Here is a 15,234-nt window from a genome sequence, read left to right as displayed (position 1 = left end):
CGCCATGGGCGCGGAGAAGTTAAATCGGCGGCCAGCCGAAGCGGCCGAACTTGCCCGCCCTAGGTCAGCGGGCGGCGGTTCGGTGCGGCTCCCCCGGGCGTCCGGGATTGGAAGCGTCCGGACTCAGGCGCGGACGGGAACCGGGACGACGCCAAGCGGTTCGAGCTTCGACGCTCCGCCGTCCTCGGCGCTGAGCACCCAGATGCCGCCGTCGTGGACGGCCACCGTGTGCTCCCACTGGGAGGCGCGCTTGCCGTCGGTGGTGACCACCGTCCAGTCGTCGTCGAGTACCTTGGTCTCGAGTCCCCCGAGGACGAGCATGGGCTCGATGGCCAAGCAGAGTCCGGGGCGGACTTTCGGCCCGCGGTGGGAGCTGCGGTAGTTCAGGACGTCGGGCTCCTGGTGCATCCGGGTGCCGATGCCGTGTCCCACGTAGTCCTCGAGGATGCCGAGCCGCTGGCCCGGGAGTTCAGAGACGTAGTCGTCGATCGCGGCCCCAATGTCGCCCACGTGCTTGGCACCGGCGAGGGCGGCGATCCCCCGCCACATCGCCTCCTCGGTGACCTGCGATAGGCGCACGTCCTCCTCACGCGGAGTCCCGACGATGGTGGTGCGTGCGGAGTCGGCATGCCAGCCGTTCACGATGGCACCGCCGTCGATGGAGATGATATCCCCGTCCCGCAGCACGTAATCCCCGGGGATGCCGTGGACCACCTCCTCGTTGACCGAGGTGCAGATGCTGGCGGGGAAGCCGTGGTAGCCCAGGAAGTTCGAGGTGGCCCCAGCCTCCCGGAGCACCTCTTCGAACACCGCATTCAGCTCGCGGGTGCTGATCCCCACCCGTGCGGCCGAGACCGCGGCGTCGAGTCCGCGGGACAGCACCAGGCCGGCCTCGCGCATGCTCAGGATCTGGCGGGGTGTCTTGTACTCAATCTTGGGCTGGCGCAAAATGTCCGGCGGCCTAGCTGGCGACCTTGAGCGCGTTCATGACCCGCTCGGTGACCTCGTCGATGCTGCCGATCCCGTTCACCTGGGTGACGATGCCGCGCTCGGTGTACTGCGAGACGACCGGCGCGGTCTGCTCGTGGTACAGGCGCAGCCGGTGCCGGATGACGTCCTGGTTGTCGTCGCTGCGCCCATCGAGGGACGCCCGGCCCAGCAGCCGGCGCACGAGCTCCTCGTCCTCGGCGGTGAGCTGAAGCACCACGTCCAGGCTCGAGGAGTTCTCGGCGAGGATGTCGTCGAGCTCGGCCACCTGGGCGGCCGTGCGCGGGTAGCCGTCGAGCAGGAAGCCGTCCTGCACGTCGTCGGCCTTCAGCCGGTCGCGCACCATGTTGTTGGTGACGCTGTCGGGCACGAAGTCCCCCGCGTCCATGTACTTTTTCGCCTCGACACCCAGGGGCGTCTCGCGCTTGACGTTGTCGCGGAAAATGTCGCCGGTGGAGATGGCGACCACGCCGAGGCGCTCGGAGATGCGTGCGGCCTGCGTTCCCTTGCCCGAACCCGGAGGGCCGATAATCAGCATTCTTGTCATCGGAGGAGCCCTTCGTAGTGGCGCTGCTGGAGCTGCGCGTCGATCTGCTTTACGGTTTCCAGCCCCACGCCCACCATGATCAGGATCGACGTGCCGCCGAACGGGAAGTTCTGGTTGGCGCCGATCGCGACCAGGGCGATGAGCGGGATCAGGGCGACGAGGCCCAGGTAGATCGCGCCCGGCAGGGTGATGCGGGAGAGCACGTACTGCAGGTACTCCGCCGTGGGGCGGCCGGCCCGGATGCCCGGGATGAAGCCGCCGTACTTCTTCATGTTCTCGGAGACCTCGTCCGGGTTGAACGTGATCGCCACGTAGAAGTACGTGAAGAACACAATCATCAGGAAGTACACCGCCATGTACAGCGGGTGGTCACCGGTCGCGAGGTAGGTGGTGATCCAGTTGACCCACTCCGGCGGCGGCGTCTGGCCGTCCGAAGGGGTGTTGAACTGGGCGATCAGCGTCGGCAGGTACAGCATGGAGGACGCGAAGATCACGGGGATCACGCCGGCCATGTTGACCTTGATCGGGATGTAGGTGCTGCTGCCGCCAAGCGTGCGGCGCCCGATCATCCGCTTCGCGTACTGCACGGGGATGCGGCGCTGGGACTGCTCGACGAAGATGACGAGCGCGACGACAACTATGCCCATGAGCATCACGCCCAGGAAAACCGTCCAGCCCTGGGTGCGCAGGATCTCCCCGAGGGAGGTGGGGAAGCTTGCGACGATGGCGGTGAAAATCAGAAGGGACATGCCGTTGCCGACACCCTTTTCGGTGATCAGCTCGCCCATCCACATGATGAGGCCGGTGCCTGCGGTGAGGGTGATGATCAGCAGGATGATCGTGAGCAGGGAGTCGTCCGGGATCAGCGGCACCGGGCAGTCGCCCAGCAGGGCCCCGGAGCGCGCGAGCGACACCAGCGTCGTCGCGTTGAGCAGGCCGAGGGCGATCGTGAGGTAGCGCGTGTACTGGGTCAGGCGTGACTGGCCCTGGGCACCTTCCTCATGGAGTTCCTGGAAGCGGGGAATCACGACGCGCAGCAGCTGCGTGATGATGCTCGCGGTGATGTAGGGGGTGATGCCCAGGGCGAACACCGACACCTGGAGCAGGGCTCCGCCGCTGAACAGGTTGACGAACTCGTAGAGGCCGCCCTGCGTGTTGCCGAGGCTCAGGCACTGCTGGACGTTGCCGTAGTCGACTCCGGGGGCCGGGATGAAGGCGCCGAGCCGGAAGATGGTGATGATGCCCAGCGTGAACAACAGCTTGCGCCGCAAGTCTGGCGTCCGGAATGCCCGGCCAATAGCGCTTAGCAAGCGTCCTCCTGAAGGTCTTGGATGTCCGAAGCGGACAGTACACAACAACCGAGTCTAACGGTCGCAGCCCGGTGTTCTGGAACCGGACGGTGTTGGGTCGGCGCTTAAGCCGGAAAACTCCTGGTGGGCCGGATTGCACCGGCCCACCAAGAGTCTAGTTCCTGGCCGTGGTTGAACACAGCCGGATCACGAGCAGATCTGCCTAGAGCTGGCTGATGGAGCCGCCGGCGGCAGCGATCTTCTCGGCTGCGGTCGAGGAGAAGCGGTGAGCCTTCACATCGACTGCCACGGTGATGTCGCCGGTCCCCAGCACCTTCACGGGCTGGTTCTTGCGCACCGCACCCAGGGCGACGAGCGACTCGACGGTCACGTCGCCACCGTTGGGGTAGAGCTCCGAGATCTTGTCCAGGTTCACGACCTGGAACTCGACGCGGAACGGGTTCTTGAACCCGCGCAGCTTGGGCAGACGCATGTGCAGCGGCAGCTGGCCGCCTGCGAATCCTGCCTTCACCTGGTAGCGGGCTGCGGTTCCCTTGGTGCCACGGCCTGCCGTCTTACCCTTCGAACCTTCACCACGGCCCACACGGGTCTTCTTGGTTTTGGCTCCGGGGGCCGGACGCAGGTGGTGGACCTTCAGAGCGTGGACGCGCTCCGTCTTTCCTTCGGCTACAGCCGTTGTCTTTTCCTCTGCCATTACTTGGCCTCCTCAACCTTCAAGAGGTGCGGAACCGTGTTGACCATGCCGACGGTCACAGCATCGGCTTCACGGACCACGGTGTGGCCGATCCGCTTCAGTCCGAGGGACCGCAGGGTGTCGCGCTGGTTCTGCTTGCCGCCAATGGCGGACTTGATCTGAGTGATCTGCAGCTTCGCCGTGCTCACCTGCACGCGCTTGGGAGTGATCGCGGTCATTACGCACCTACCTTCTGTGCTGCGATGGCGCGGAGCATCTGGTGCGAGGCAACCTCGTCCAGGGGCAGGCCACGGCGGGCAGCCACGGCCTGGGGCTCTTCGAGCCGCTGCAGCGCGTCAACGGTCGCGTGAACGATGTTGATGGCGTTGGAGGAACCGAGGGACTTCGACAGGACGTCGTGGATGCCGGCGCACTCGAGGATCGCGCGGACCGGACCACCGGCGATAACACCGGTACCCGGGGACGCGGGACGAAGGAGCACGACGCCGGCAGCGGCTTCACCCTGCACCAGGTGCGGGATGGTTCCACCGATGCGCGGGACGCGGAACATCGTCTTCTTGGCTTCCTCGACGGCCTTCTGGATAGCCGAGGGAACTTCCTTGGCCTTTCCGTAGCCGACGCCGACCATGCCGTTGCCGTCGCCTACCACCACGAGGGCGGTGAAGCTGAAGCGGCGGCCGCCCTTGACGACCTTGGCGACGCGGTTGATGGTGACGACGCGCTCAATGAACTTGTCCTTGTCGTCACGGCCGCCGTCGCGCCCGTCGCGGCCACCACGGCCGCCACGGTCGCTCTTGCCGCCACGCTCGCCGCCGCGCCCGCTTCCGCGGGAGCCACGGTCGCCTCGGCTGTCGGCCGATGCGGTCTCAGTCGAACCGGCAGCCGGGGCGTCGGTTGCTGGCTGCTCTGTAGCCGTATTCAATGGCGCTTCCTTTGCCTTGTTTTCTTCGGTCACAGTGACAGCCCACCTTCGCGTGCGCCGTCTGCGATGGCCGCGACACGGCCGTGGTACTTGTTACCGCCGCGGTCGAAAACGACAGCTTCGATACCGGCAGCCTTCGCGCGCTCTGCGACGAGCCCGCCAACACGCTTGGCCTTGGCGGTCTTGTCGCCGTCAAAGGCACGCAGGTCCGCTTCGAGCGTCGAGGCGGAAGCCACGGTGATGCCCTTGGTGTCGTCGACGACCTGCACGAATACGTGCCGGGCCGAACGGTTGACGACCAGGCGCGGACGGACCGCGGTCCCCGAGACGCGCTTGCGCACGCGCAGGTGGCGGCGTCCGCGGGAGGCGGACTTGCTCTTGGAGGAGCGCTTCTTATTGATGCTGATTGCCATGGTTACTTACCGGCCTTTCCGACCTTGCGGCGGATGATCTCGCCTGCATAGCGGATGCCCTTGCCCTTGTACGGGTCGGGCTTGCGCAGCTTGCGGATGTTTGCAGCGACCTCGCCGACCTGCTGCTTGTTGATGCCCGACACCGAAAGCTTGGTGGGGGAATCGACAGTCAGGACAATGCCCTCGGGGGCCTTGACGGCAACCGGGTGGCTGTAGCCCAGAGCGAACTCCAGGTCGCTTCCCTTGGCCTGGACACGGTAACCCGTACCCACGATCTCAAGGTTCTTCTTGTACCCCTCGGTGACTCCGACAATCATGTTGGAGATCAGCGTGCGGGTGAGGCCGTGCAATGAGCGTGAAACACGCTCGTCATTGGGCCGGCTGACGGTGAGAGTGCTGTCCTCGAGCGAGACCTCGATCGGGCTGGGCACGGTGTGGCTCAGCTCGCCCTTGGATCCCTTGACGGAGACTTCACTGCCGTTGACCTTGACCTCAACACCTGCAGGTACGGTGATGGGGAGACGTCCAATACGTGACATTTTTCTTTCCCTTCCCGCTACCAGACGTAGGCGAGGACTTCCCCACCCACACCCTTCTTGGATGCCTGGCGGTCCGTGAGCAGACCGGAGGACGTGGACAGGATGGCAATTCCCAGGCCGCCCAGCACGTGGGGCAGGTTGGTGGACTTCGCGTAAACGCGGAGGCCCGGCTTGGAGATGCGGCGGATGCCGGCGATGGACCGCTGGCGGTCCGGGCCGAACTTGAGGTCGATGGTCAGCTTCTTGCCGACCTCCGCTTCCTCTTCCTTCCAGCCGGCGATGTAGCCTTCGGCCTTCAGGATGTCGGCTACGCGAGCCTTGAGCTTGCTGTACGGCATCGACACGGAGTCGTGGTACGCCGAGTTTGCATTGCGCAGACGCGTGAGCATGTCTGCGACAGGATCTGTCATTGTCATGTGGGCTCTTGCCCTTCCTCGTAACGGTTTCCGGGTCCCGGGTCAGGAACGGGCTTTCGCTCGCCCCGGCCGGAACGGACCTGCAACGTAGTTAGATTAATCTTCGGATTTGAACGGGAAGCCAAGCGCCTTCAGCAGCGCGCGGCCCTCGGCGTCGGTCTTGGCTGTGGTGACGACGGTGATGTCCATGCCACGCACGCGGTCGATACGGTCCTGGTCGATCTCGTGGAACATCGACTGCTCCGTGAGGCCGAAGGTGTAGTTGCCGTTGCCGTCGAACTGCTTGCCGTTGAGGCCGCGGAAGTCGCGGATACGGGGCAGGGCGAGGGTCACCAGGCGGTCGACGAATTCCCACATGCGGTCGCCGCGCAGCGTCGCGTGGGCGCCGATGGGCATACCCTCACGAAGCTTGAACTGGGCGATGGACTTGCGGGCCTTGGTCACCTGGGGCTTCTGGCCGGTGATCGCGGTGAGGTCCTTGACGGCGCCGTCGATGAGCTTGGAGTCCTTGGCGGCATCTCCAACACCCATGTTTACGACAACCTTCACCAGGCGGGGAACCTGGTTGACGTTGGCGTAGCTGAACTCTTCCTGCAGGGCAGACTTGATTTCAGCGGCGTAGCGGGCCTTGAGGCGAGGGAGAACCTTGGTCTCTGCGGTTTCAACAGTCATTACAGATCCTTCCCTGATGACTTGGCCACGCGGATGCGGACGGTGCGCTGCCGGCCGTCGCGCTCGACGGTCTCGGTGCGGTAGCCCACGCGGGTCGGCTTCTTGGTCTCGGGGTCGACGATGGCAACGTTGCTGATGTGCAGCGGTGCCTCGACGACCTGGATTCCGCCGCCGTGGCTGTGGCCCTCGTGCTGGGTGGCCTTGGTGTGCTTGGTGATCCGGTTGATGCCCTCGACGAGCACGCGGTTGGTCTCCGGGAACACCTTCAGGACCTTGCCCTGCTTTCCGCGGTCGCCGCCGCGCTCCTGCTTGGCTCCGGTGATGACCTGAACCAGGTCACCCTTCTTGATCTTGAGCTTTCCAGTCTTCTGTGCCATGGGCTAGAGCACCTCCGGCGCCAGTGAAATGATCTTCATGAAACGCTTGTCGCGCAGTTCGCGGCCGACAGGGCCGAAGATACGGGTACCGCGGGGGTCGCCGTCGTTCTTCAGGATCACTGCTGCGTTTTCATCAAACTTGATGTAGGAACCGTCCGCGCGGCGGCGTTCCTTCTTGGTGCGGACGATGACCGCCTTGACGACGTCGCCCTTCTTGACGTTGCCGCCGGGGATTGCGTCCTTGACGGTGGCGACGATTACGTCGCCGATGCCTGCGTAGCGGCGTCCGGATCCTCCGAGAACACGGATGGTCAAGATTTCCTTGGCCCCCGTGTTGTCGGCGACCTTGAGCCGCGACTCCTGCTGAATCACTTATTACTCCTGTCGTCGCGCTGGTTCTCTCATCGAGCCTTGCGGAACGGATATGGGTGGGCCCCGTAATACTGGTACTCAGCACAAACGCGCGCCGAAACGCGCTGCGGTTTAGAGCGGATTTGTGTTGAACAAGATCATCGGGCTTTTGCCTATTTGCCGGTGTGAGGGCATGCGCCAGCCCACCAGACAGACAAGATTCTTATCATATCGCGAAAATGCCCCGGACACGAATCGTGTCCGGGGCATCTGCGCAGCTGGTGCTACTTGGCCTTTTCGATAACCTCGACCAGGCGCCACCGCTTGGTGGCGGACAGCGGCCGGGTCTCCGAGATCAGAACCATGTCGCCGATGCCGGCGGTGTTCTGCTCGTCGTGGGCCTTGACCTTGGACGTACGGCGGATGACCTTGCCGTACAGGCCGTGCTTCACGCGGTCCTCGACCTGGACGGTGATGGTCTTCTCCATCTTGTCCGAAACGACGTAGCCACGGCGGACCTTGCGGTACCCGCGTGCCTCGGCGTCGGTCACGGCTGCGTTTTCGCTCTTCTGCTCACTCATTTGGCGTCCTCCTCAGAAGCCTCGGTGTCCACGGACTTGGCGTCCTTAGTGGAGGCCTTCTTGGATTTCTTGGCCGGCTTTTCCTCGGTCTTTGCTTCCTCAACGGTCACAACGACGTCGGGCCGGATGCCCAGCTCGCGCTCACGCAGCACCGTGTAGATGCGGGCGATGTCGCGCTTGACCAGGCGCAGGCGGCCATGGCTCTCCAGCTGGCCGGTGGCCGACTGGAAGCGGAGGTTGAACAGCTCCTCCTTGGCCTTGCGGAGCTCCTCGACGAGACGATCCTTGTCGAACCCGTCAAGCTGATCCGTTGCTAGTTCCTTTGAACCCAATGCCATGCTATTCACCACCCTCACGACGCACGATGCGTGCCTTCAACGGCAGCTTGTGGATCGCGAGGCGCAGGGCTTCGCGGGCTACCTCTTCGGAAACACCGGACAGTTCAAAGAGAACCCGTCCCGGCTTGACGTTGGCCACCCACCACTCGGGCGAACCCTTACCGGAACCCATGCGGGTTTCGGCAGGCTTCTTGGTCAACGGGCGGTCCGGATAGATGTTGATCCAGACCTTGCCGCCACGCTTGATGTGGCGGGTCATGGCGATACGGGCCGACTCGATCTGGCGGTTGGTGACGTATGCCGGGCTCAGAGCCTGGATACCCCATTCGCCAAAGCTGACCTCGGTGCCGCCGGTCGCAGCGCCGGAACGACCCGGGTGGTGCTGCTTACGGAACTTGACTCGACGTGGGATAAGCATTTAAGCCTGTCCTCCTTCAGCCGCTGCGGGTGCTGCGGCGGTTTCGGCGGGTGCAGCTGCCGGCGCCTCGGCGGCGGGACGGCGGCGGCGGTCTCCACCGCGGTCGCGGTCGCCACCGGCGGGGCCACGGCCCGGACGGTCTCCGCCACGGCCGCGCGACGGAGCTGCCGCAGCCTGGGCTGCCAGTTCCTTCGCGGTGACGTCACCCTTGTAGATCCAGACCTTCACGCCGATGCGGCCGAAGGTGGTCTTGGCTTCGAAGAACCCGTAGTCGATGTTCGCGCGGAGGGTGTGCAGGGGCACACGGCCTTCGCGGTAGAACTCCGAGCGGCTCATTTCGGCGCCACCCAGGCGGCCGGAGCACTGGACACGGATGCCCTTGGCTCCTGCGCGCTGTGCCGACTGCATTGCCTTCTTCATCGCGCGGCGGAAGGCCACGCGGGAGGAAAGCTGCTCGGCGACGCCCTGGGCGACAAGCTGAGCCTCGATCTCGGGGTTCTTGACCTCGAGGATGTTCAGCTGAACCTGCTTGCCGGTGAGCTTTTCGAGCTCGCCGCGGATGCGGTCCGCTTCGGCGCCGCGGCGGCCGATGACGATGCCCGGGCGTGCCGTGTGGATGTCCACGCGGACACGGTCGCGGGTGCGCTCGATCTCGACCTTTGCGATGCCGGCGCGGTCCATGCCCGTGGACATGAGCTGGCGGATCTTGATGTCCTCGCGGACGAAGTCCCTGTAGCGCTGGCCCGGCTTGTTGCTGTCAGCAAACCAGTGAGACCTGTGGTCCGTGGTGATGCCGAGTCGGAACCCGTGCGGGTTTACTTTCTGTCCCACTTAGCGGACCTCCACTTTCTCAGGGGTAGCTACTACAACTGTGATGTGGCTGGTCCGCTTGTTGATGCGGAACGCGCGGCCCTGGGCACGCGGACGGAACCGCTTCATCGTGGGGCCCTCATCGACAAATGCTTCGCTGATGACCAGGTCGCCCTCGTCGAAGGCAACGCCATCGCGGTCCGCGAGAACGCGGGCGTTGGCCATTGCCGACTGAACTACCTTGAATACCGGCTCTGAAGCAACCTGTGGGGCAAACTTCAGAATAGCCAGAGCCTCATTCGCCTGCTTACCACGAACAAGGTTGACGACGCGCCGGGCCTTCATAGGCGTTACGCGGATATGACGCGCAATTGCCTTGGCTTCCATTGCTTTCCTTCTCTCGTCTTAGCCGTAAAAGCCAGCGCCTAGCGGCGCTTGCCCTTGCGGTCGTCCTTAACATGGCCGCGGAAGGTCCGCGTAGGAGCGAATTCGCCGAGCTTGTGCCCGACCATCGACTCGGTGACAAACACCGGAATGTGCTTGCGTCCGTCGTGCACCGCGATCGTGTGCCCGAGCATGTCGGGGACGATCATGGAGCGGCGGGACCACGTCTTGATGACGTTCTTTGTGCCCGATTCGTTCTCGCGAGCGACCTTTACGTAAAGGTGCTGATCGACGAAGGGGCCTTTCTTCAGGCTGCGTGGCATGTTCCCAGGCTCCTATCGCTTGTTCTTGCCGGAACGACGGCGACGCACAATGAGTGAATCGCTTTCCTTGTTGGGACGGCGGGTGCGTCCCTCTGCCTTGCCGTTGGGGTTGACCGGGTGGCGTCCACCGGAGGTCTTACCTTCACCACCACCATGGGGGTGGTCGACGGGGTTCATGGCCACACCACGGACGGTCGGGCGGATGCCCTTCCAGCGGTTACGGCCGGCCTTGCCCCAGTTGATGTTCGACTGCTCGGCGTTGCCGACCTCGCCGACCGTTGCACGGCAGCGGACGTCGACGTTGCGGATTTCACCGGAGGGCAGACGCAGCTGGGCGAAGCGGCCTTCCTTGGCGACGAGCTGGACGGACGCACCGGCGGAGCGGGCCATCTTGGCGCCGCCGCCCGGACGGAGCTCCACAGCGTGGATGACCGTACCAACGGGGATGTTGCGCAGCGGAAGGTTGTTGCCGGGCTTGATGTCAGCCCCGGCGCCGGCCTCGACGAAGTCGCCCTGCTTGAGCTTGTTCGGCGCAACGATGTAGCGCTTGGTGCCATCAACGTAGTGCAGGAGAGCGATGCGCGCCGTGCGGTTGGGATCGTATTCGATCTCAGCTACGCGGGCGTCAACGCCGTCCTTGTCGTGGCGGCGGAAGTCGATCAGACGGTACTGACGCTTGTGTCCACCACCCTTGTGACGGGTCGTGATCTTGCCGGTGTTGTTACGGCCGCCCTTCTTGGGGAGCGGACGCACCAGGGACTTCTCCGGTGTCGATCGTGTGATTTCTGCGAAGTCGGCAACGCTGGAGCCGCGGCGGCCCGGCGTTGTCGGCTTGTATTTACGGATTCCCATGTGTCATTTCCTCGTTAAAGTGGTCTCCGCTCTAGGCGAGCGGACCGCCGAAGATGTCGATTGTGCCTTCTTTGAGGGACACAATGGCACGCTTGGTGCCCTTGCGCTGTCCCCAGCCGAACTTGGTGCGCTTGCGCTTACCGACACGGTTGATGGTGTTGATCGAGTCGACCTTGACGGAGAAAATCTTCTCCACGGCCAGCTTGATCTCTTCCTTGTTGGAACGCGGGTCGACCAGGAAGGTGTACTTACCTTCGTCGATCAGGCCGTAGCTCTTTTCCGAGACGACGGGTGCAATGACGACGTCGCGCGGATCCTTTGCGATGCTGCCGCTCACTTGGCCTCCTCCTTCGATGTTGCGTCGGCCGACTGGACGAACTCGTCGTAGGCGGCCTTCGTGAAGATCACATCGTCGGAAACCAGCACGTCGTACGTGTTGAGCTGGTCAACGTACAGCACGTGAACCCCGGGGACGTTGCGTACCGACAGGGCCGATACGTCGTTGGCGCGCTCGATGACCACGAGCAGGTTGGGCCGCTCGGAGATCGAACGCAGCGTCTCGATGGCACCCTTGGTCGACGGCTTGTCGCCGGCCACCAGGGACTCAAGAACGTGGATGCGGCCGTTGCGGGCGCGGTCCGAGAGGGCTCCGCGCAGGGCGGCGGCCTTCATCTTCTTGGGGGTGCGCTGGCTGTAGTCGCGGGGCGTGGGCCCGTGGACAACGCCACCACCGGTCATGTGCGGGGCGCGGATCGAACCCTGGCGTGCGCGGCCGGTGCCCTTCTGCTTGAACGGCTTGCGGCCTGCACCGCTCACCTCGGCGCGGGTCTTGGTCTTGTGGGTACCCTGACGGGCAGCCGCAAGCTGGGCCACGACAACCTGGTGCAGCAGCGGCACGTTCGTCTGAACGTCGAAGATCTCGGCGGGGAGATCGACCTTTACTGTTTGGACAGCCATCTGGCTATGCTCCCTTCACGGCAGTGCGTACGAGGACGACCTGGCCGCGGGCGCCGGGTACAGCGCCCTTGATCAGCAGCAGCGACTTCTCGGCGTCCACGCCGTGAACCGTGAGGTTCAGCGTGGTCTGGCGAACGGCGCCCATGCGGCCTGCCATTTTCATGCCCCGGAAGACGCGGCTGGGGGTGGACGCACCACCGATGGAGCCGGGCTTGCGGTGGTTCTTGTGGGCACCGTGCGAGGCACCGACGCCGTGGAAACCGTGGCGCTTCATGACGCCGGCAAAGCCCTTGCCCTTGGTGGTGCCGATAACGTCGACCGTCTGGCCGGCAGCGAACATCTCAACGGAGAGTTCCTGGCCCAGCTCGTAGGTGTCGGCGTCGGCGGTGCGCAGCTCGACCACGTGACGGCGCGGGGTGACCCCGGCCTTGTCGAAGTGGCCAGCCAGCGGCTTGGTCACCTTGCGGGGGTCGATCTGGCCGAAGCCGATCTGCACGGCGCTGTAGCCGTCCTTGTCCGCGGTGCGCAGCTGCGTGATGACGTTCGAGTCCGCCTGGACGACGGTGACAGGAACGAGGATGTTGTTCTCATCCCAGACCTGGGTCATGCCGAGCTTGATGCCCAGCAGGCCCTTGACCTGGCGCGTAAGTGAAGTAGACATGTGTATCCGCTCTCCCTTACAGCTTGATTTCGATGTTCACGTCCGCAGGCAGGTCGAGACGCATCAGCGAATCAACGGCCTTAGGCGTGGGGTCAATGATGTCGATCAGACGCTTGTGAGTCCGCATTTCAAAGTGCTCACGGCTGTCCTTGTACTTGTGCGGGGACCGGATCACAACGAAAACGTTCTTCTCCGTCGGCAGCGGCACGGGGCCAACTACCGTAGCGCCTGCGCGCGTCACCGTCTCAACGATCTTCCGCGCTGAAACATCAATGACCTCGTGGTCATATGACTTCAGCCGGATGCGGATCTTCTGTCCCGCCATGGCGTCTCGACTCTCTCTCTACATGAAAACTGCCGGGGGCAGTTCCGGTACGTACATTGTCTGCGCCCGTTGTTCGGCGCTCCCCCACAGGCTGAATCCGGACGATTCCGGGTTCCTCACCCTGCTGAGGATCCGACCCCCGCGCTCGGGCGTGTCGCGTTTTTCTCGACACGCACAGTCCGCGCATATCAGCCAGGCTGAACGGGATGGATTATATTTGGGCCACGCTGACCGGTGAACCTTGACCCTGCATCAGGCATTATCCTGACCGGGACCCGGGTCTCAAACCGCACGCGCAAGCACTTGAACAACTTGTCTAGTCTGGCAGAGATACCGTGCAAACGCCAATCCGCGGGGATTTCCAGTCCTCCGGGCGGCGTGTCGTCTGCGGCGCGCGGAGGTGACGGGCCTCTCCCCCGCCCGGCCGCAGTGCGTCGGGTGCCGCGCCGGGCGGAGGGCGTGTCGACGCCCCCCTGCTGCGCCCGATCACGACCCGCGCGCCCAGTCCCGGCCAGCGCACCCGAAAGCGACCTGCGGACCGGAAATATCGCGTCGGTTTGTCGTTTGTGGGTCCGCACATCGCGACCGCACGCGCTGCGACGTGCGCCTGGTCCACCGACCGACGCCGTGCTGGCCGGAGCTGTCACCCCACTCGCCGCGCCCAAGCACCACCAACACGCGCCAATGCGACCACCACGCCCGAATACGACATGCGGACCGGAAATAATGGGGCAGCTTGTCGTTTTCGGGTCCGCGTCGCCACCACACGCTCCGTGACCTGGACCGCGCGCCATCTACGCCACTCTCGAGAGCGGCTTCGTCCTCGTTGGCCGTACCCGCGCACGATTAACACGCCCGAAAGCGACCTGCGGATCGGAAATATCAGGTTAGGTTGTCGCTTAAGGGCAAGTGCGTCGACGCGCTCCAGAGAGTCAGGTGGTTCTATCCTTGGGCGCGAAGTACACGTCCCGGCATGACCGGACGCCCAGCAACAAGGCCGGCCGAGGCGAGAAGGTCGCGCAAGAGTGCTGGATTGCGAAGGTCTTCCCACGTCCAGCGGACCACCCGCAGCCCCAGGGCCCGCAACCGGTCTTCCCTGCGCTTTTCCTCGACGACGACCTCGCTGGGGGTCCTGCCATTGAGGAACTCCGGCTTCGAGTACTTCACTAGCCCATCGAACTCCCCTATGAGACGCGCCTGCGGCCAGTAGAAGTCGACTCGGCCAATGACTCCCCGCGGATCGGTGAACACCCGCTGCAGCTCAGGCGCCGGAAAGCCCATCACCATCATCTGCACCCGGCTCAATGACTCCCCCGGCGACTCTGCGTCGCCGCGGGCAAAATCGAGCACCGCTGAAACCCGTGTCCGGGCTGCAGCCGACCGTGTCATCTGCACCAGCTCGGAAACCTTGCCCAAATCAGTCATTCCCCGACGCAGCGCGTCATCGAGAGCGAGGACGCCGGCGGAGAAACCCGAACCGGCGGCGAGTGCGACGACCGTCGACTCGAGCGAAGTCACTCTCAGGCCGGAAATGTGGACCACTGAGGGCTCAACCATGGAGCTGCAGTGACGCCGGACCCCTCCGCGCGAGTGCGCCGAGCCGTCGGCGCTCTGCTGGACATGCACGTCCGAAGGGACCGTGACGAGCGGTAGTCCATGAACCAGCGCCGCCGTTTCACGGCAAAAGACGGGTGGGCGGTGCGCTGCCAGGTGCACGGCCAGGACCCTCATTCGATAGCGGTCCCATCGATCGAGGGCAGCCCACCTTTCGCTGGTGACATATAGCCCCTGTCGGATCCGCACCAGTTCTCCTGCTGCGCAACTCCGCTGAAGCGATCGGGAGCTCCGGCCCTGGGCCGAGAGTTCGGCGGTCGACAGCAGGAAGGTTCTGAGCGTGGAATACGTCGTCATGCCTCAACATTGACGGCCAAGCGCCACTCCGCCGGCCACCGTCGTCGTTATGTGGACCAGCAACTGCATCCGGGTCGGGATGGGCCCGGCGGTACACCTGCCGTTAGACGTCGCCGCTGCCGTTTGCAGGATCGGAGACGGATCAGGGCGCGGAACCCTTTCCGGGACTACCGGACCGGCAGCTCCACGACCGCGTGCGACCGCCGTACCCAACTGCGACAAACAGGCCTGACAAGACCGGCCCCGTCGACGTTTTCGGGTACGTGGGACGCAACCGGATGCGGAAACGTCTCTCCCCGGTGCCCCGCATACACGGTGGCCGCCCGCCGGCAGTTCCCCCAACCCTGCTGATCACGACGGGCGGACCCGATTGCGACAAACAGACCGCACAAAACCCGTGCCGCCGTCGCTTTCGGGTACGTGGGACGCAACCGCGCCGAACCTTT

At 64.4% G+C, this 15,234-nt stretch carries 24 protein-coding genes; all 24 read right to left on the bottom strand.

Annotation, left to right across the window (positions count from 1 at the left end; translation table 11 throughout):
- Positions 1–123 precede the first annotated feature (123 nt).
- Complete coding sequence (gene map, locus E2F48_RS10710; protein WP_133403940.1) at positions 124–951, bottom strand: type I methionyl aminopeptidase; 828 nt, start codon at positions 949–951, stop codon at positions 124–126.
- A gap of 10 nt (positions 952–961) precedes the next feature.
- A complete protein-coding gene (locus E2F48_RS10705) occupies positions 962–1,534 on the bottom strand; it encodes an adenylate kinase (protein WP_133403939.1) in 573 nt (190 codons plus the stop codon).
- Positions 1,531–2,844: a preprotein translocase subunit SecY gene (gene secY, locus E2F48_RS10700; protein WP_133403938.1), complete on the bottom strand. Its 1,314-nt coding sequence runs from the start codon at positions 2,842–2,844 to the stop codon at positions 1,531–1,533. Before secY ends, E2F48_RS10705 begins: the two co-directional genes overlap by 4 nt.
- Positions 2,845–3,046: 202 nt before the next feature.
- A complete protein-coding gene (gene rplO / locus E2F48_RS10695) occupies positions 3,047–3,538 on the bottom strand; it encodes a 50S ribosomal protein L15 (protein WP_120164765.1) in 492 nt (163 codons plus the stop codon).
- Positions 3,538–3,756: a 50S ribosomal protein L30 gene (rpmD, locus tag E2F48_RS10690; protein WP_120164763.1), complete on the bottom strand. Its 219-nt coding sequence runs from the start codon at positions 3,754–3,756 to the stop codon at positions 3,538–3,540. Before rpmD ends, rplO begins: the two co-directional genes overlap by 1 nt.
- Positions 3,756–4,493 carry a 30S ribosomal protein S5 gene (gene rpsE, locus E2F48_RS10685; RefSeq protein ID WP_120164761.1) on the bottom strand — a complete coding sequence of 246 codons (738 nt, stop codon included), beginning with the start codon at positions 4,491–4,493 and terminating at the stop codon, positions 3,756–3,758. The genes rpmD and rpsE overlap by 1 nt, the downstream gene beginning before the upstream one ends.
- Positions 4,490–4,873: a 50S ribosomal protein L18 gene (gene rplR, locus E2F48_RS10680; protein WP_120164759.1), complete on the bottom strand. Its 384-nt coding sequence runs from the start codon at positions 4,871–4,873 to the stop codon at positions 4,490–4,492. The genes rpsE and rplR overlap by 4 nt, the downstream gene beginning before the upstream one ends.
- A gap of 2 nt (positions 4,874–4,875) precedes the next feature.
- Positions 4,876–5,412: a 50S ribosomal protein L6 gene (gene rplF, locus E2F48_RS10675; RefSeq protein ID WP_120164758.1), complete on the bottom strand. Its 537-nt coding sequence runs from the start codon at positions 5,410–5,412 to the stop codon at positions 4,876–4,878.
- Positions 5,413–5,429: 17 nt separating this feature from the next.
- Complete coding sequence (rpsH, locus tag E2F48_RS10670; RefSeq protein ID WP_043440638.1) at positions 5,430–5,828, bottom strand: 30S ribosomal protein S8; 399 nt, start codon at positions 5,826–5,828, stop codon at positions 5,430–5,432.
- 96 nt (positions 5,829–5,924) lie between these two features.
- Complete coding sequence (gene rplE, locus E2F48_RS10665) at positions 5,925–6,500, bottom strand: 50S ribosomal protein L5 (RefSeq protein ID WP_133403937.1); 576 nt, start codon at positions 6,498–6,500, stop codon at positions 5,925–5,927.
- Positions 6,500–6,877, bottom strand: coding sequence for a 50S ribosomal protein L24 (gene rplX, locus E2F48_RS10660; RefSeq protein WP_120164755.1), 378 nt, complete (start codon positions 6,875–6,877; stop codon positions 6,500–6,502). Before rplX ends, rplE begins: the two co-directional genes overlap by 1 nt.
- A 3-nt stretch (positions 6,878–6,880) precedes the next feature.
- A complete protein-coding gene (gene rplN, locus E2F48_RS10655; protein WP_049829173.1) occupies positions 6,881–7,249 on the bottom strand; it encodes a 50S ribosomal protein L14 in 369 nt (122 codons plus the stop codon).
- 263 nt (positions 7,250–7,512) lie between these two features.
- The gene (gene rpsQ, locus E2F48_RS10650) at positions 7,513–7,809 is read right to left on the bottom strand and encodes a 30S ribosomal protein S17 (RefSeq protein WP_133403936.1); all 297 of its coding nucleotides are present in this window, start codon (positions 7,807–7,809) and stop codon (positions 7,513–7,515) included.
- The gene (rpmC, locus tag E2F48_RS10645; protein ID WP_133403935.1) at positions 7,806–8,147 is read right to left on the bottom strand and encodes a 50S ribosomal protein L29; all 342 of its coding nucleotides are present in this window, start codon (positions 8,145–8,147) and stop codon (positions 7,806–7,808) included. Before rpmC ends, rpsQ begins: the two co-directional genes overlap by 4 nt.
- Before the next feature lies 1 nt (position 8,148).
- Positions 8,149–8,565 carry a 50S ribosomal protein L16 gene (gene rplP, locus E2F48_RS10640; protein ID WP_049829176.1) on the bottom strand — a complete coding sequence of 139 codons (417 nt, stop codon included), beginning with the start codon at positions 8,563–8,565 and terminating at the stop codon, positions 8,149–8,151.
- Positions 8,566–9,396: a 30S ribosomal protein S3 gene (gene rpsC, locus E2F48_RS10635; protein ID WP_120164750.1), complete on the bottom strand. Its 831-nt coding sequence runs from the start codon at positions 9,394–9,396 to the stop codon at positions 8,566–8,568.
- Positions 9,397–9,762, bottom strand: a complete 366-nt coding sequence (rplV, locus tag E2F48_RS10630; protein ID WP_120164749.1) for a 50S ribosomal protein L22 — start codon at positions 9,760–9,762, stop codon at positions 9,397–9,399.
- A gap of 38 nt (positions 9,763–9,800) precedes the next feature.
- Complete coding sequence (gene rpsS / locus E2F48_RS10625; RefSeq protein WP_026549122.1) at positions 9,801–10,082, bottom strand: 30S ribosomal protein S19; 282 nt, start codon at positions 10,080–10,082, stop codon at positions 9,801–9,803.
- 12 nt (positions 10,083–10,094) lie between these two features.
- On the bottom strand, positions 10,095–10,934 hold the full coding sequence (rplB, locus tag E2F48_RS10620) for a 50S ribosomal protein L2 (RefSeq protein WP_120164747.1): 840 nt from the start codon (positions 10,932–10,934) through the stop codon (positions 10,095–10,097).
- 31 nt (positions 10,935–10,965) lie between these two features.
- Positions 10,966–11,271, bottom strand: a complete 306-nt coding sequence (gene rplW / locus E2F48_RS10615; RefSeq protein ID WP_120164745.1) for a 50S ribosomal protein L23 — start codon at positions 11,269–11,271, stop codon at positions 10,966–10,968.
- Positions 11,268–11,891: a 50S ribosomal protein L4 gene (gene rplD / locus E2F48_RS10610; RefSeq protein WP_133403934.1), complete on the bottom strand. Its 624-nt coding sequence runs from the start codon at positions 11,889–11,891 to the stop codon at positions 11,268–11,270. Before rplD ends, rplW begins: the two co-directional genes overlap by 4 nt.
- A 4-nt stretch (positions 11,892–11,895) precedes the next feature.
- The gene (rplC, locus tag E2F48_RS10605) at positions 11,896–12,552 is read right to left on the bottom strand and encodes a 50S ribosomal protein L3 (RefSeq protein WP_120164742.1); all 657 of its coding nucleotides are present in this window, start codon (positions 12,550–12,552) and stop codon (positions 11,896–11,898) included.
- Positions 12,553–12,568: 16 nt separating this feature from the next.
- Positions 12,569–12,877, bottom strand: a complete 309-nt coding sequence (gene rpsJ, locus E2F48_RS10600; RefSeq protein WP_026531952.1) for a 30S ribosomal protein S10 — start codon at positions 12,875–12,877, stop codon at positions 12,569–12,571.
- A gap of 942 nt (positions 12,878–13,819) precedes the next feature.
- On the bottom strand, positions 13,820–14,395 hold the full coding sequence (locus E2F48_RS10595; RefSeq protein ID WP_133403933.1) for a PDDEXK family nuclease: 576 nt from the start codon (positions 14,393–14,395) through the stop codon (positions 13,820–13,822).
- Positions 14,396–15,234: the final 839 nt, after the last annotated feature.

This window comes from Arthrobacter crusticola (assembly GCF_004357995.1).
Taxonomy (GTDB): domain Bacteria; phylum Actinomycetota; class Actinomycetes; order Actinomycetales; family Micrococcaceae; genus Arthrobacter_D; species Arthrobacter_D crusticola.
Note: the sequence above shows the minus strand (reverse complement) of the source record. Positions and strands in the feature narration are given on the sequence as shown.

What these genes read in the sequence shown, in the direction of transcription:
- rpsS (WP_026549122.1), bottom strand. Translation starts at nt 10,082, where the DNA reads ATGCCACGCAGCCTGAAGAAAGGCCCCTTCGTCGATCAGCACCTTTAC.
- rpsJ (WP_026531952.1), bottom strand. Translation starts at nt 12,877, where the DNA reads ATGGCGGGACAGAAGATCCGCATCCGGCTGAAGTCATATGACCACGAG.
- rplV (WP_120164749.1), bottom strand. Translation starts at nt 9,762, where the DNA reads ATGGAAGCCAAGGCAATTGCGCGTCATATCCGCGTAACGCCTATGAAG.
- rpmD (WP_120164763.1), bottom strand. Translation starts at nt 3,756, where the DNA reads ATGACCGCGATCACTCCCAAGCGCGTGCAGGTGAGCACGGCGAAGCTG.
- rpsH (WP_043440638.1), bottom strand. Translation starts at nt 5,828, where the DNA reads ATGACAATGACAGATCCTGTCGCAGACATGCTCACGCGTCTGCGCAAT.
- rplB (WP_120164747.1), bottom strand. Translation starts at nt 10,934, where the DNA reads ATGGGAATCCGTAAATACAAGCCGACAACGCCGGGCCGCCGCGGCTCC.
- rplX (WP_120164755.1), bottom strand. Translation starts at nt 6,877, where the DNA reads ATGGCACAGAAGACTGGAAAGCTCAAGATCAAGAAGGGTGACCTGGTT.
- rplF (WP_120164758.1), bottom strand. Translation starts at nt 5,412, where the DNA reads ATGTCACGTATTGGACGTCTCCCCATCACCGTACCTGCAGGTGTTGAG.
- rplR (WP_120164759.1), bottom strand. Translation starts at nt 4,873, where the DNA reads ATGGCAATCAGCATCAATAAGAAGCGCTCCTCCAAGAGCAAGTCCGCC.
- rpmC (WP_133403935.1), bottom strand. Translation starts at nt 8,147, where the DNA reads ATGGCATTGGGTTCAAAGGAACTAGCAACGGATCAGCTTGACGGGTTC.
- E2F48_RS10705 (WP_133403939.1), bottom strand. Translation starts at nt 1,534, where the DNA reads ATGACAAGAATGCTGATTATCGGCCCTCCGGGTTCGGGCAAGGGAACG.
- rplE (WP_133403937.1), bottom strand. Translation starts at nt 6,500, where the DNA reads ATGACTGTTGAAACCGCAGAGACCAAGGTTCTCCCTCGCCTCAAGGCC.
- rpsQ (WP_133403936.1), bottom strand. Translation starts at nt 7,809, where the DNA reads ATGAGTGAGCAGAAGAGCGAAAACGCAGCCGTGACCGACGCCGAGGCA.
- rplD (WP_133403934.1), bottom strand. Translation starts at nt 11,891, where the DNA reads ATGGCTGTCCAAACAGTAAAGGTCGATCTCCCCGCCGAGATCTTCGAC.
- rplP (WP_049829176.1), bottom strand. Translation starts at nt 8,565, where the DNA reads ATGCTTATCCCACGTCGAGTCAAGTTCCGTAAGCAGCACCACCCGGGT.
- rplO (WP_120164765.1), bottom strand. Translation starts at nt 3,538, where the DNA reads ATGGCAGAGGAAAAGACAACGGCTGTAGCCGAAGGAAAGACGGAGCGC.
- rplC (WP_120164742.1), bottom strand. Translation starts at nt 12,552, where the DNA reads ATGTCTACTTCACTTACGCGCCAGGTCAAGGGCCTGCTGGGCATCAAG.